Below are 14,016 nucleotides of genomic sequence, written 5' to 3' on the forward strand. Positions count from 1 at the left end.
ACGCTTCATAATGATAAAAGATTAAATTCTTTTTAAGACTAGAGAGGCATTTGTTCCGCCAAAACCAAAAGAATTGGATAGGGCGATATTGATAGGTCGTGACTTTGCCGTAAGGGGGACTAAATCTAATTTCTCAAAACCTTCAGAAGGACTTTCTAGGTTAAGAGTAGGAGGGGCAACTTGGTCACGAAGCGCAAGTGCACAAAATATAGCTTCAATACTCCCAGCCGCTCCCAAAAGATGGCCAATGGCAGATTTCGTTGAAGACATAGAAAATGAGTGAGTTTGGTTGCCGAATAAGCGCTTGACTGCTGCAATTTCAACTGCATCTCCCAGCGGAGTCGACGTGCCGTGGGCATTGATATAGTCAATTTGCTCTGGATTTATGGATGCATTTTTCAAAGCAGCCCGCATCGCGCGGTATCCACCATTACCATCTTCCGCAGGAGCGGTGACATGGTAGGCATCCCCAGACATACCGTAGCCGATAATTTCCGCATAAATCTTGGCGCCACGCTTTTTGGCATGCTCATATTCTTCTAAAACAACAATACCAGATCCTTCACCCATCACAAATCCATCACGTCCCTCATCCCAGGGGCGAGATGCTTTAGTAGGGGTGTCATTATATTCTGTGGACAAAGCCCGGGCAGCCGCAAAGCCCGCCATGCCGATGCGACAGACAGCAGCTTCTGTGCCTCCCGCAACCATTACATCTGCATCACCGAACATAATCATTCGCGAAGCATCTCCAATAGCATGTGCACCCGTAGCACAGGCCGTTACAACCGCGTGATTGGGACCTTTAAACCCGTATTTAATGGAAACATGCCCGGAAGCTAAATTAATTAAGCAGGACGGAATAAAGAAGGGACTAATTCGACGAGGGCCGCTATCTTTTAAAATATGAGAAGTACTCTCTATTTCAGGTAAACCCCCAATACCAGAACCAATCATGACACCAGTTCTTTCTCTTGATTCTTCGTCTTGAGGCAGCCAACCCGAATCCTCCACCGCTTGTGTAGCGGCTGCAACAGCGTATAGGATAAATTTATCAACTTTACGCTGTTCCTTCGCAGACATATAATTATCAGGTTGAAATAAGCCTAATCCATCACCCAAAGGCACAGATCCCCCAATTTTAGCAGGAAGATCAGAAACATCAAAAGACGTTATACCACGTATACCTGATTCAGCTTCAATCAGCTTTTTCCAGGTTAGTTCAGCTCCGTCTGCTAGGGGAGATACAACTCCAATACCAGTTATAACGACGCGACGTGTCATGCTTTTGATTTACCTCTTATGAAGGATTGGTATAAAAGCGAACTCTAGGCGTTGTTCGCTTCAATGTAGGAAATGGCATCCTTAACAGTGCGAAGTTTTTCCGCTGCATCATCAGGAATTGTGCAGCCAAATTCTTCTTCAAATTCCATAATAAGTTCGACTGTATCAAGGCTGTCAGCGCCCAAGTCATCAATGAAGCTTGCACTTTCGGTAACTTTGCTTTGATCAACATCTAAGTGCTTAATGATAATTTCTTTAACGCGTGTTGCAACTTCAGTCATTTTAACTTCTCTCCTAAATTTTATGCATAACTATAACTCGTTGCTCCAAACGTTCAATGAGATTCAGAACAATCTTGTCTCTAATTACCCTGAATTTTGACATAATTCAAGCTTTCTCTCTCAATTCATAAACATTCCGCCATTAATATGTAAAGTTTGTCCTGTAACATAAGCAGCTTCTGGGCTTGCTAGATAAACAGCTCCTGCCGCAATTTCTTCAGGTAAACCCATACGACCTTGAGGAATGGCGCTTAAGTGTTTTTCTTTTACACTATCTGGTAATTCCGCCGTCATGGGGGACGTAATAAAGCCAGGTGCAATACAATTTACGGTAATTCCTCGACTGGCAACCTCTTGGGCCAAGGACTTTGAAAGACCTATAAGTCCGGCTTTGGAGGCTACGTAGTTGGCTTGACCCGCATTGCCCGTAACGCCAACAATAGACGCAATATTAATAATGCGTCCCATTCGACGTTTCATCATGAATTTTATGGCAGCACGACATAAACGGAATGATGATGTGAGATTCACATCTAATACTTGGGCCCAATCTTCATCTTTCATCCGCAAGGAAAGCCCATCACGGGTAATGCCTGCATTGTTTACCAAAATGTCAACCTTACCCATTATTTCCTCAGCCTTAGGAAATAAAGCTTCAACAGCTTCTGAATCACTCAAGTTACAGGGAAGGATGTGGATCTGACCTTTTTGCCCGGATGCTTTTAGCTCTTCTGCCAAAGTTTTAAGAGCGTCTTCACGGGTACCGGAAATGGCTACTGTTGCCCCTTGGGAATAAAGAGCTTTCGCGATGGCACCACCAATTGATCCTGAAGCACCAGTTACGAGAGCAGTCTGATCAGTCAATTTAAACATTCTTATTTCATCCTTTTGTTGATTGTTTTCAAAGAGTTTTTAAAAAAGCATTCATGTCATCAGGCGTATTAATAGCCAGAGCATTAAGACCAGGGTCAATTCGTTTCACAAGACCTGTTAAGACTTTTCCGGCACCTATTTCAATGACATTTGTGACACCTAAAGGGCCAAAATTTAATCCGATCTCTCGCCAGCGAACGCGTGCAGTGACTTGATCTATTAACAGAGTGCGGATGAGACTGACTTCTTTGACAGGCATAGCTGTAACATTAGACATAATGGACTTATGGGCTTCATTCATATTAGTATCTTTGAGGGCTGTTGCCATCGTAACGGCAGCAGGTTTCATGAGATCGCAATGAAAGGGTGCACTAACGGCTAGAGGGAGGGCTCTTTTCGCGCCGCGTTCGGGCGCCATGGCAATTGCGCGTTCAATCGCGCCCGCATGTCCGCTCAAAACAATTTGTCCCGGAGAATTATCGTTAGCAATGACGCAAATTTCTCCCAAAGCGGCATCATTGGCTAAAGATTCACAATCGTTGGCATCCAGACCCAAAATTGCTGCCATAGCACCAACACCTACGGGAACGGCTTCTTGCATAGCGCGTCCTCTAAGACGAAGGAGTCGAGCTGTGTCAAAGAGAGAAAAGACACCCGTTGCACAAAGTGCGGTGTATTCGCCTAACGAATGTCCAGCCATATAGGTGCATAAGGTAGGAAGAGGTTTTCCTAATTCTGCTTCAAGCGCTCTTACAATGGCCATGCTTACGGCCATAAGGGCGGGTTGAGCATTTTCCGTTAGCGTTAAGTCATCTTGATGACCGTCCAAAATTTTATGACTTAATTTTTCTTGTAAGGCTTCATCAACCTCATTAAAAACATGTCTTGCAGTCGGGAAAGTTTCAACAAACTCACGTCCCATACCAACAAATTGTGAACCTTGTCCCGGGAAAGTAAATGCGAGAGTCATCTAGTTATCCTATATCCATACTCGAATGTTATTATATTCCATTGTATTCTTTGTACCACGCGACCAAACGTGGTATGCCAACATGAATGGGGGTTGCCGGCGCATAGCCAAAGGTTTTCATCGCTTTTGTAATATTTGCAGCAGTTTTGGGGACATCGCCATCTTGCAAAGGAAGAAAGTTTTTAATGGCTTTAATATGCAAAGATTCTTCCAAAATTTCGATAAAATGCAGAAGCGATTCGCTATGATTGTTTCCCAAATTATAAACCGGGTGGAGCTCATCTTTCTTCACTTTGGTGGGAGAATTAAGCGCCCCTAAAATTCCATCTACGATATCATCAATATAGGTATAGTCCCTGGCCATTTCTCCATGATTATAAACATCAATAGCTTCCCCAGCTAACATTGCCTTCATAAACTTAAATGCAGACATATCTGGTCGACCCCAAGGTCCATATACAGTAAAAAAACGTAATCCTGAAACGGGCAGATCGTAGAGATGACTGTAGGATTGAGCCATAAGTTCGTTGCTGCGTTTCGTGGCAGCATATAAAGACATTGGTGAATCTGTTCGCATGGTCTCTTCAAAAGGCATATCCTTATTTGTCCCATAAACAGAAGACGTACTGGCATAAACCAAATGTTGAAAATTAGGTTGATGGCGGCATAGCTCTAAAATAACCATAAATCCCATAACATTGCTTGTAATATAAGGAAATGGGTCCATTAAAGAATATCGAACACCGGCTTGAGCAGCTAAATTGATGACGTGGAAAATAGGGGCATGCACCTGCCAAATTTCTTCCATAGCCTTTTTGTCACTGATGTCGACTGCATGAAATCGAAAAGTGGGAAAAGCTTGTAAAAGCTTAAGCCGATCTTCTTTCAATTTGACATCGTAGTAAGGATTCATATTATCGATTCCAATGACTGTTTTGCCCTGCTTCAATAGGGACAAAGCCGTGTGAAAACCAATAAAACCTGCAGCCCCCGTTACCATAATAGGTGTCGTCATGGTCTATAGGGTCCTAATTTAAAAAATAAAATACAATCCTGTACCATCAGTGGTTTCGCTTTATTTATTTACGCAATCATGGCAAAACTATAAGGTATTGAGGTAACGAACTCAAGCCGATAACTTATTTAAAACGAAATTAATGCTGATAAATGAATAGGTCAGTTGGATGATGAGATGTATTTTGAGGGCTCTTGCCTCATAATTCGGCTTCATTTATTTTATGAAGAAATATGGTTTTATAAGGAATAAAAAATAATGCGCTTCCAAAATTTAACTTTCGCAATGATTTTAATCTGCTGCGTGCCGACCTACGCGAGCCAAGAGGAAAAGGCAGGTGAGGGAAGTGCCCAACGCCCTGTGGTTCTTAGTGATGATGGGCAAAATGTGGGGGTAAGCACCTCTCATGTTTTGAAAAGGGCAGATACCGCGGAAAATATTACCAAAAGAAAAAAGCGGAGCGGAGATGAATTGGGTGCGGTAGATCCTCAGCAACCAGAGCCTAGTCTTGAGGGATTACCTAAAAAAGAAAAAGTCATGTCGGCTTTTTATAGAATTCAAACAGAAAAGTTTATTTTAGCCCCTGTCCTTTCTACAAGTGATTATACAATGGTATTTAACCTTCTCTTTGCGGATGCCAAAGCCACAGGTGTGGAAGAGGTTGTAGGGCTCACGCACTCGGGAGCCCGACATTTTGTAGAAAATATTGGACCGGCCTTAGAATATCCTGAAAATGTAGATTTTGGGAATTATTGTATAAGAAGTCCTGTTGATCTAACCACTATAGGGATTGTTACCTTTCCTCAATTTATAACGAGTCCGGGCGAAAACGCTGGATTTCTTGAAGTTAGATTCCACCTAATGTCCCAGTATAAAGGGAAAGGGATTGGACAGGAAATACTGGCAAAATTAATTCCAGATCTTTTCATACCGAAGGTGGGGAAAAATTGCTTATTCATGCGTTCTGTTCATACAGGTCTTCCTCAAACATTTTTGGGAGAGCATCACTTTAGAAGTACATTAAAAGGTGTATTTGCAACTTGTAATCTATCTCGGACAACTTATCATGATACGACAAGTTTAATGGCTTCCTATTACAAAGCCCATTTTGGTTTTAAATTAAAGGATGGCCAAGTCATTATGTGTTATCCGGCAGAATCTTATCCCCCGGGAAAACCATTAGAAAATAAGGAGGAAGTTGGATATCTTTTGAAAATCGCACAAGCCATGACAACCTGCCGTGACCTCAAGACAGAACAACGAAATGTCCAAACAAGTTCCACGAAATCGACCCCTATTCAAGCAAATATTGACTTTCAAGAAGTGTTAAGCGATCCGGGTACTTATAAAGGTTTTATAGACAAGCTGTGGGAACAGTATAAAGCATTGCTGAAGGTTAGCGAGCCTTATACATTTTTAAGCGCCTTGGAAACCTTACAAAGGAATTTTGACATGAGTCGATCCGATCTTGATGCTAGTTTATCATCAGAAAAAGCTGCGAGTATGCTGACAGCTATTCAGGCGGCTATGAATTTTCCACCTGAGAGAACGGCGATAGATTCGACTGTTCTTGAAGGGGGAGAAAATCCAAAATCAAGGTTGGCCTTCCTAAGGCAATTTATCCGTAAGTGACCGTTATTAAAATTTATTAAATCAAGAAAGAGCTCATTGAAATGGGCACCGTTCAAAGCTTTATAAATTTAATACAAACATTGTTTTGCGTGTACATTTAATTAATAACCAATGCAGATGATGTGCTAAACTTGAGTCTGTCATTCGACAGACTCAATCTTCACAAAGCACTTTATTATTTTGTTATCAAGCTTGTTTTAAGCCATCTTTTTTCTGAGTTTTCCGATAGCCTTCGATTGTGTCTAATTGATCTAAACAAGAATTTAGGCGGCGTTGTTCATATTTTTTAGCATGAGGTAGCAGGAGTTTATAAAACTTACGGGCCTTCGTGATATTTTCACCCAGTATGCCGCTGCCAGCGTGATACCAATCCGCAGCTCTTCTGATTTCTGACACAGATCTGCTTTCATCAATTCTCATTTCAATAATCGCTTTCCAGGCATCAACTTTTTCTTGAATTAATTTCATTTCCGCTTCTCGATTTGTGTTCGAGAGTTGGTGGAAAAAGTAGTCGCCCACCATTTTTTGCTCTTCAAGGCTTGCCTCATGGCCTTGACTTTCTAATAAAGCCTCAAGAGATCTTTTCTTATCTCGGTTTTCCACCTCAGGAATATCATAAAGTTCTAAGAGGCGAATAATATCCTCAACATTTGGCATATCTTGAACAGCTTTTTCTGTGCGAGAAAGCCATAATTTGGCTCGTTCTGGGTTATAAAGATCCTGACCCTTCTCCCGCTTTTTATGGGCTTCGTCAACCCGTTTTAAAGCCATTTCTCGAGGGTCATCTGCCGGTATTTTTCCATCTAACCTTCGCAAAAAATATTTATCGCGTATGGCATATTCTGCTAAATCAAACTTTTCACCGACCTCCGGATGCTCTGCAATAAGCTTTTTTTCTTCATCTTTAAAAGCTTGCCAATAAGCTTTATCTCTTTCTTGCTCTTCTTCCTCATCGGCTTTATCCAATGCATAATACTTCATTTTACTGGTGAAGATACGTACCAGTTCTGCTTTTTGTTCTACGCAGCGAAATTCCAGGTGAGCGGCTTGTTCCATATGATAGATCGCCAAAAGACGACGTAAAGCGGCTTTCGCGGAATTTGGCATTCCAATATGGTCAACCACATCATATCGACCGGAAAGAGATCGATATCCTTTATAGGAATGGTCATTTTCGGCACGTAAGTGTTGATCTGTATCTCCGACTTCAACCGCATTATTCACGACAGCTTCACGTGAAATTTCAAAATATTTCATATAATTACGATAGCCTGGCTCTATACCTTGTTCTTGCGTTAACTTCTCATAAGAAATTAGGTTTGGAAAATAGAAGGTCCGGGCGACTTGATGATTGCGAAAGATAACAAAAATAAAGCCAATGGGAATTTGACATATTTGGCCATTTGAGAGAGTGTGTTGGGTAGGGGAGGATTCGTCATAAACACTAATTTCCCGATAAGACCCCTCGGAGTGATTTCGTGTCTCATGATTGACAATATGATTGCGGATCATTTGATTATAAAATCTATTTTGGGGTACAAAATTTAACGGATCTGTACTTGAGTTTCGGCCGTTTGCCACAACTGTATCGGCTTGATCAATTCCGTGCCCCGCATCAAAATCAATTTTTTCACCCCCTAGAGTAAGAGAAAAAGCATGGAAAGGATGCTTACGATTTCCTTTGAAAGTTTTTCCCTTACGTAATGTTGGTGTAAAAGTTTCTCGATATCGCTGCCCCTCTGTTGCAATATAACTCACGCGTGTGGGGCTCAACCCATAATCTCTAACCTGCAGAGTCTCAGGCTGATGCTTGTAGCTGGCAAATTGAGTTTCGCCGGTTGGGCTTTTAATATAGGATCTTTGGCCAAAGGCTAGGGGTCTTTCGTCAATTCCTAAATGTCCCAAAGCCGTCGTGACTTGGTTAACATCTGTTGGGGTATCATAGTTTGCAAAAGCCGTTTGTTGTTGCAGCCAATGGTCTTGGTATCTTTTATCTTCTGCTGCCATTTTTGCCATATCAAAAGAGTTTTCATCGTCGTTAAGAAGAGTCCTCGAATTTGCAGTTGTGGTTTTAGCTGATATGCCGTCAATTTCATTACTTTTCTTCGAAGTGCTTTCAGTGGCCCAACTTTGACCTAAAATAAGAAATGCACTTAAGAATTCAATGATAAAATATCTTTTAAGTTTAAGAAACATGAGCTTTCTCCTTCATGGTTTGCAAAATGGGCGCTATCAAGATTTGTAATATGAAAGAAATATGAGCATTTTTCGTCGGTAAACTTGTCGTAAGTAGACTACATACGTAGAAATTACGGAAGGTGAGTGTAAAGGAATTGTGTGTAATAGTTTGTGGCTGCACATATTTAAATGTCATATTGATGATTAAGGAGGTTTCCAATGGGTTATTTTAAAAAATTTCTTGTTTTATTAATGTTAATCTCTTCAACTTCAGTTCATACTACTGAGTTTTTTAATAAAAAAACAGAAAGTGTAAGATTCCCAAAAAGAAAAGAGAATTCTTCTGTAATTGAAGAAGGGCATGAACAAATAAGTAAAAGAGCAAAAGAGGAAAAAACTTCTGATAAATTTGTAGAGTTAAGAAAGAAGTCACTTTGTGTGCACCTCACGAACAAGTTTCCTGAGGGAGGAACAATGATTGCAGGAGCTGCAATAGGAACAAGAATACCTCCTCCTAACCGAGCTATGCCTGAAAGATCGTCCTTACATTTTGCATGGAATAAACCAGTTTCAGTAAAGGCAACTGCCGATAGGGGTATGTTAAAAAGAAAGTATGCCATCATTGAAACATTTAAAGCCTTAGAGACAAAATGGTACGGAGGATATCACGACGACATTGTCATTATAGGGAATCATAAATTATCTAAAGATGCGATTATTTTTGTACCAGAAGGAGAATCTGAATCGTTAGAAGCAGAAAACTTTAATACTCTTGCAACAATTATATCTTACCCTAAGGAATCAACAGGAGCAAAAGCTGCAGAGGAGCATATTAAAAATAAATTAGGTATAACTGTGAAATCCGTAAATCCAGGAACTTTTAGTGATTGGGAAATAGAAATTACTAGTGAAATAAAAGAAGCACAAATAAAAAAAGCACATGAAATTTTTAAACCTATTCTAGGAAACAGACATTGGGGCATACATGAAGAATCACCCCATGGAATCGTAGATTTAATCTTAGGATATCTTAATCACAATTTTAGAGTTGCCTTTATGAGTGACGCTTTTCTTGACGAGCTTTTGGAGCCAAGAGAAATAGAACGTGCTCTTGTTTTATTGAGGTATTATAGGCAAAAACTAGGAGAGGAGGTTGAAACCCTTTCAAAAGAAATCAAAACTTTTCTTGAAGAGAGAGATCCTGTAATTGATAAATGGTTAGGCCTTTTGGAACTGGAGGTTGATATACGTAAAAATGGTAAATCAATTTTTCAAGATAAAGATATTTTAGGCACATTAATGGATGACCTGTCTAAAAACACACATGAGATCAATATACAAATTGTAAGTGGACTCCAATCTGATCCCCGCTTAAACCCTAAAGAATTTGAGGTCATTTATCAAGAAAGACAAAAACGTTCTGGTCCTTTTCGATGTTCTATTGATGACTCTATTTTTATAAAAGTGATTATGAATATGAAGATAGAAAAAACTATTAAAATGATTGCATTTATTTGCGCTGAACATCCTAGTTTTAAAATTGATTTTAGAACATTAGATTGTATCGCTCGTCAAGAAAATTGTGCGGATAAACTACCTGATTTTGATCAATTGAGATGTCTTTTACCTGATTTTTGCCAAGCTATGCCTCCAGGAATAAGTATTAAAGAAGCATTGAAAAAATTAGGGGATATATATGAGAAAGGGCAAGTCGCCATCGATGAAACATTCTTTTATGGCATGGGATTTGAGACACATTAAGATATTGTTTCCAGATGTAATCTTGAATCATAGGATTAATCAGCCAGGTTCCTATCAAGCTTTGGCATGAAACAATATGAAACCTTGGCAAATGCGCTAATGGAAGGATGTCATCCAAAGATGCTGTTAATTCCAGAAATCTTGAAAATTATCGGTTAAAAGTTATGTTATTTTGCTGATATTACTCTTGCCCTCCCAATTTGGGTAAGAGTAACTGAAATATCTTCAATTTCCAAGAATTTGCACACTTTGTTTTATAAGAGGTATGTCAATTCAGAAAAAAAATTTGATTTCAGTGGCGTTCCCGGCGAGATTCGAACTCACGGTCTCAAGATTAGGAATTAAGGGGGCAGAGGGTGTTGAGTGTTTTAAATATGCGGTGAAAAACAAATAAATAGATTGCTATTTGTGCTTACATATTACAGTCCCAAAAATCCATTGTCACCAAATTGTCACCTGCAAAACTATACTTCATATTGCAACTTTCCATATGAAGCAATCGAATCGTAAGAAATTAGTGCTATCCTTACAAGCATGTGATGGGTGATTAGATATGTACAAGCGCAAAAACATTTTTCATTTTACAGATATTGACTCTTTGATATCAATAATTTTAGGGGAGAGAATATTGTGCAGCTCTGTAAAAGCAAAATTGCCGAAAAACCTAGATTTTCTCCCGGGCCGGCATTTGGCTCCAATCATTATGAAAAATATTATAGATAGTGATAATTCGGTTGAAAGGTTAAGAGTGATTATAGATTCTGTAGCAGGTGCAGTCATTCCCATTATTGTTATGTCTTACTTATTTTCTACAACTACTAGCTGTAAAAATCGTCATCATTGGAGGCTGTATGCTAAAGATAAAGGTTGTTGTCTCCAGTTATGTGCTTCGGAAATTAGATCACAAATAAATTATGTTGATGAAGGCAAGCTTAATTATGATAGCAGAGCTTTCGAACATCGATATGTCAAAAATTTTCTTCATCATCTTCTAGAAAATAAAATAAAGAGTATGAGCGATAGAGCTGCCAGGTCCTTTATGAGAGCTGTAGTATTTAGCAAGTATATCGAGTATGTGGACGACACAGAGTATAGATTTTTATTTCAGGATTTAATATCTCAAGATGAATATGATAGGCGAAAGTAGCCTAACGAAACTATCACCCCACTTTCGCTACCAATTATTCCCGAACAACTTATTCAAAACATATATTTTAAATCTGAAGGTAGACGAACTGAATTCCTTGATAGAATGGGAAGCACTAAAGAGTTTTGGATCACTAAAGTGAAGTTTGTCCCATAAGGTGATGGTTCCTGGCGCTCCAATTATGCAACCTTGTGCAAGAATTTTATATCAAAGTTGCACAATGTTGCAAAATAATGCTGTAGCACATAGGAAATGCCGAAATTTCATAGGGCTTTAGTTTGGAGTTCGTTGTTCATTCAAAGGAATAACAGAGAGTCGATAGCCAAGACCGTTAAGAACAGTTTCGACTGTATTTAGCTTGGGGTCGCCTTCAGCTGATAATGACTTGTAGAGGCTTTGTCTATTCAAATGAGTCTTTTCGGCTAACTTGGTTATTCCTCCTTTAGCCTCAACGACATCTCTTAAAGCCATTAAAAATGCGGATACGTCTTTATCTTTTTCATACTCTTCAAGAGCAACTGATAAATAGGTTTGAGCATATTGAGGATCTTTCAAATCTTCTAAAAGGGCCTCTTTAAATTTTCGTAGCTTTCTCATGATAAGCCTCCTTTATATTCTTTCCAGTACGACTGAGCTTGAGCAATGTCTCGTTGCTGTGCATTTTTGGTGCCCGCACAAAGCAAAATAACAATTCGATCATTCTCATGCCCATAGTACACTCGATAACCTGGTCCAAAATCCAACCTCAATTCCCAAACACCCTCACCAACTGATTTATGATCCCCAAAGTTTCCGTTCTCTATGCGTCTTATCCTCTGTTCAATTCGTGCCTTTGTTGTAGCTTCTTTCAGAGACTTAATCCAAACCGTGTATGGCTCTTTTCCAAATCTAGTGCAATAAATTTCAACTGTCTTTTGTGAGGACATTTATGTTTTATCCTTCTTTATACTATATAATGTATGTTGTAGGCGACAAAAAGTCAACCCCTAAGAGTTAGATTGGCCTATATACAGGTGTAATATTCCTAAACAACACTTGAGGGCTCACCATATCTAGCAACCTTCTAGCTTAAGCAAACAATCTGGACTTTCAAAGTTTATACACCAAAGCAAGTTGAGATTTGTTATGCCCATAGCAAAGAGCCAAGTGTGGGGGTATGCGAAACGTTTAAGGACAATTTACCTCTCATTGAGTTTTATGCTGATAAATTTCCATCCTAAAAACTCATTGTCACCAACTTGTCACCTCCAAATTACAAAAGGCCATCTATACGCTAAAGCATTCTATTAACTCAGAAGGATAAAAAAATAATGGGTCTAAAATTTAATTTATTATGTTGAAGAGTTTGTGAAAAAAATTCTGCATTAGGGAATTAGGAAATTAAGGCAAAGAAGAATATGCATTGGTCCCTAAAGGGAAAATCAAAGAATCGGTAATCAGGGCATTTTTCTCATTAAGGACTGATAGGCTCTCTCAATTGTGCCGCCAGGTAAAAAATTAGATTGCAAATATTCAAGGGCCTGCATTCGATCGTCTCTCCCATTATTAGACAGAAATATATATTTGCAGAATTCACCGATATCTTCAATAATACGCTCAAAGCGGTAATAACAAATCGCATCTTGATTTACCTCTGTGGGTCCGTAACCTTTATAAAAGAGTAATTCCTCTTCACGAGGTCGGCGACCGCTCTTCCAAATACCTGCACCAACAAACATCAGATCTCTTTCTTTAGAGGCAAAGATAAGGGTATCCCAATCAACAATATAAAGGGCAGTTTCTTTATCAATAATTATATTCCACCCATGAATATCTGCATGGCATAAAATTTTTTCAAGAGGGTATTTTTGAAGCGTGATGGCAAAATTTTCAGCGTTCTCCACAAGTTTAAGTATTTCACTTTTTTTAGATTTTAGGAATAATGCCATTTTCTTGGCAATTGACTCGTCAAAAACATTATTTTCAATGTGTAAAAGAAATGCTTTAACTGTTTCTCGATATTTTGACGAGAACGTTTCTTGAGGTATACCGTTTGTTATGTTTGGAGGAAAATCAATGCTATGAAACTTTTTCATGAAGGTACCAAATTCAATCCACTGTTGATCTGAAAGATTTACTTCCACGCCATTAGATCCCTCCACATAGGGATAAAGAATGGCTATAAATGATGCTAGATTTGCCCAAAGTTCACCTGTATTGCTAGAAAGCGGTGCGATCACTTGTTTTACGCCAAGATCGGCTAAGTATTTTGGTACGAACACGGAACCTTCATAAAATTGTCCGTGTCGTAATTTGAGAAAGTAATCCGTTTGGCTACTTGTTGTAATGCGATAAACAGCCGTATTGAAATCAGCACCAAGCGGAAGGAAAGAAATTGTTGTTACATCTAACCCATAAGCATTTTTTAAACATTCAATAATGACTTCATCTTTAATGTCTGGTGGGTTGAGCATCTTTCCTCATGATTACTTTAAATAATCAACCTGTTTAATTAATAAAAGACTTAATACGGTTGTTACAAGATGCGGGTTCCTATAAGCAAGCATCAATTGTATTGTGCCTAACATGATTTCGCAATTTTTAAACAACATTGTGCAAGGATTTTTATATTAAAATATGCAATCTTGCGCAATAAAGCTCCTCTATATGGAAATGCTGAAAATTCTATAGGTAAGGGGTGGTCGTTTGATTATTTGGCGTTCCCGGCGAGATTCGAACTCACGGCCTCAAGATTAGGAATCTTGCGCTCTATCCGGCTGAGCTACGGGAACAGCTTCTGCTTCTTTTATAGAGGGAATTTTCCCAGCGAACAAGATGAGACATCTACCGCGGACATTGGACGATATTGTTCCCACAAACCCTATTCGTTTGCGGT

The 14,016-nt window shown here is 39.2% G+C and carries 12 protein-coding genes and 1 tRNA gene; 3 read left to right on the plus strand and 10 right to left on the minus strand.

The window, feature by feature from the left end:
- Window positions 1-21: 21 nt before the first annotated feature.
- From fabF to FJX03_05230, 5 genes are all read right to left on the minus strand, one after another.
- The gene (gene fabF, locus FJX03_05210) at window positions 22-1,284 is read right to left on the minus strand and encodes a beta-ketoacyl-ACP synthase II (GenBank protein MBM3633083.1); all 1,263 of its coding nucleotides are present in this window, start codon (window positions 1,282-1,284) and stop codon (window positions 22-24) included.
- A gap of 44 nt (window positions 1,285-1,328) precedes the next feature.
- On the minus strand, window positions 1,329-1,565 hold the full coding sequence (locus tag FJX03_05215; protein ID MBM3633084.1) for an acyl carrier protein: 237 nt from the start codon (window positions 1,563-1,565) through the stop codon (window positions 1,329-1,331).
- A gap of 120 nt (window positions 1,566-1,685) precedes the next feature.
- Complete coding sequence (gene fabG, locus FJX03_05220; protein MBM3633085.1) at window positions 1,686-2,438, minus strand: 3-oxoacyl-[acyl-carrier-protein] reductase; 753 nt, start codon at window positions 2,436-2,438, stop codon at window positions 1,686-1,688.
- A gap of 28 nt (window positions 2,439-2,466) precedes the next feature.
- The gene (gene fabD / locus FJX03_05225) at window positions 2,467-3,408 is read right to left on the minus strand and encodes an ACP S-malonyltransferase (protein ID MBM3633086.1); all 942 of its coding nucleotides are present in this window, start codon (window positions 3,406-3,408) and stop codon (window positions 2,467-2,469) included.
- A gap of 31 nt (window positions 3,409-3,439) precedes the next feature.
- On the minus strand, window positions 3,440-4,423 hold the full coding sequence (locus FJX03_05230) for an NAD-dependent epimerase/dehydratase family protein (GenBank protein ID MBM3633087.1): 984 nt from the start codon (window positions 4,421-4,423) through the stop codon (window positions 3,440-3,442).
- 258 nt (window positions 4,424-4,681) lie between these two features.
- Between FJX03_05230 and FJX03_05235 the strand changes: the two genes are divergently transcribed.
- On the plus strand, window positions 4,682-6,055 hold the full coding sequence (locus FJX03_05235) for a hypothetical protein (protein ID MBM3633088.1): 1,374 nt from the start codon (window positions 4,682-4,684) through the stop codon (window positions 6,053-6,055).
- A 186-nt stretch (window positions 6,056-6,241) separates the two neighbouring features.
- On the opposite strand, the gene FJX03_05240 is transcribed toward FJX03_05235, so the two are convergent.
- Window positions 6,242-8,251: a hypothetical protein gene (locus FJX03_05240; protein ID MBM3633089.1), complete on the minus strand. Its 2,010-nt coding sequence runs from the start codon at window positions 8,249-8,251 to the stop codon at window positions 6,242-6,244.
- A 201-nt stretch (window positions 8,252-8,452) separates the two neighbouring features.
- Here FJX03_05240 and FJX03_05245 point away from each other — a divergent pair, with 201 nt between their 5' ends.
- A complete protein-coding gene (locus FJX03_05245; GenBank protein ID MBM3633090.1) occupies window positions 8,453-9,994 on the plus strand; it encodes a hypothetical protein in 1,542 nt (513 codons plus the stop codon).
- Between the two features lie 553 nt (window positions 9,995-10,547).
- The gene (locus FJX03_05250) at window positions 10,548-11,141 is read left to right on the plus strand and encodes a hypothetical protein (protein ID MBM3633091.1); all 594 of its coding nucleotides are present in this window, start codon (window positions 10,548-10,550) and stop codon (window positions 11,139-11,141) included.
- Window positions 11,142-11,414: 273 nt separating this feature from the next.
- Here the strand turns inward: FJX03_05250 and FJX03_05255 are convergent, their stop codons facing one another.
- The 4 genes from FJX03_05255 to FJX03_05270 form a co-directional block, all read right to left on the minus strand.
- A complete protein-coding gene (locus tag FJX03_05255; GenBank protein MBM3633092.1) occupies window positions 11,415-11,738 on the minus strand; it encodes a putative addiction module antidote protein in 324 nt (107 codons plus the stop codon).
- Window positions 11,735-12,067, minus strand: a complete 333-nt coding sequence (locus FJX03_05260) for a type II toxin-antitoxin system RelE/ParE family toxin (GenBank protein ID MBM3633093.1) — start codon at window positions 12,065-12,067, stop codon at window positions 11,735-11,737. Before FJX03_05260 ends, FJX03_05255 begins: the two co-directional genes overlap by 4 nt.
- A gap of 510 nt (window positions 12,068-12,577) precedes the next feature.
- Entirely contained in the window at window positions 12,578-13,594 is a 1,017-nt protein-coding gene (locus FJX03_05265; protein MBM3633094.1) for an aminoglycoside phosphotransferase family protein, read from the minus strand.
- 241 nt (window positions 13,595-13,835) lie between these two features.
- Window positions 13,836-13,912: transfer RNA gene (locus FJX03_05270), tRNA-Arg, on the minus strand.
- Window positions 13,913-14,016 lie beyond the last annotated feature (104 nt).

The organism is Alphaproteobacteria bacterium (assembly GCA_016870095.1).
GTDB lineage: Bacteria > Pseudomonadota > Alphaproteobacteria > Paracaedibacterales > VGCI01 > VGCI01.

Bases quoted from the DNA above. Each gene is read 5' to 3' on its own strand.
- fabF (MBM3633083.1), bottom strand. From the start codon at position 1,284: ATGACACGTCGCGTCGTTATAACTGGTATTGGAGTTGTATCTCCCCTA.
- FJX03_05215 (MBM3633084.1), bottom strand. From the start codon at position 1,565: ATGACTGAAGTTGCAACACGCGTTAAAGAAATTATCATTAAGCACTTA.
- fabG (MBM3633085.1), bottom strand. From the start codon at position 2,438: ATGTTTAAATTGACTGATCAGACTGCTCTCGTAACTGGTGCTTCAGGA.
- fabD (MBM3633086.1), bottom strand. From the start codon at position 3,408: ATGACTCTCGCATTTACTTTCCCGGGACAAGGTTCACAATTTGTTGGT.
- FJX03_05230 (MBM3633087.1), bottom strand. From the start codon at position 4,423: ATGACGACACCTATTATGGTAACGGGGGCTGCAGGTTTTATTGGTTTT.
- FJX03_05235 (MBM3633088.1), top strand. From the start codon at position 4,682: ATGCGCTTCCAAAATTTAACTTTCGCAATGATTTTAATCTGCTGCGTG.
- FJX03_05240 (MBM3633089.1), bottom strand. From the start codon at position 8,251: ATGTTTCTTAAACTTAAAAGATATTTTATCATTGAATTCTTAAGTGCA.
- FJX03_05245 (MBM3633090.1), top strand. From the start codon at position 8,453: ATGGGTTATTTTAAAAAATTTCTTGTTTTATTAATGTTAATCTCTTCA.
- FJX03_05250 (MBM3633091.1), top strand. From the start codon at position 10,548: ATGTACAAGCGCAAAAACATTTTTCATTTTACAGATATTGACTCTTTG.
- FJX03_05255 (MBM3633092.1), bottom strand. From the start codon at position 11,738: ATGAGAAAGCTACGAAAATTTAAAGAGGCCCTTTTAGAAGATTTGAAA.
- FJX03_05260 (MBM3633093.1), bottom strand. From the start codon at position 12,067: ATGTCCTCACAAAAGACAGTTGAAATTTATTGCACTAGATTTGGAAAA.
- FJX03_05265 (MBM3633094.1), bottom strand. From the start codon at position 13,594: ATGCTCAACCCACCAGACATTAAAGATGAAGTCATTATTGAATGTTTA.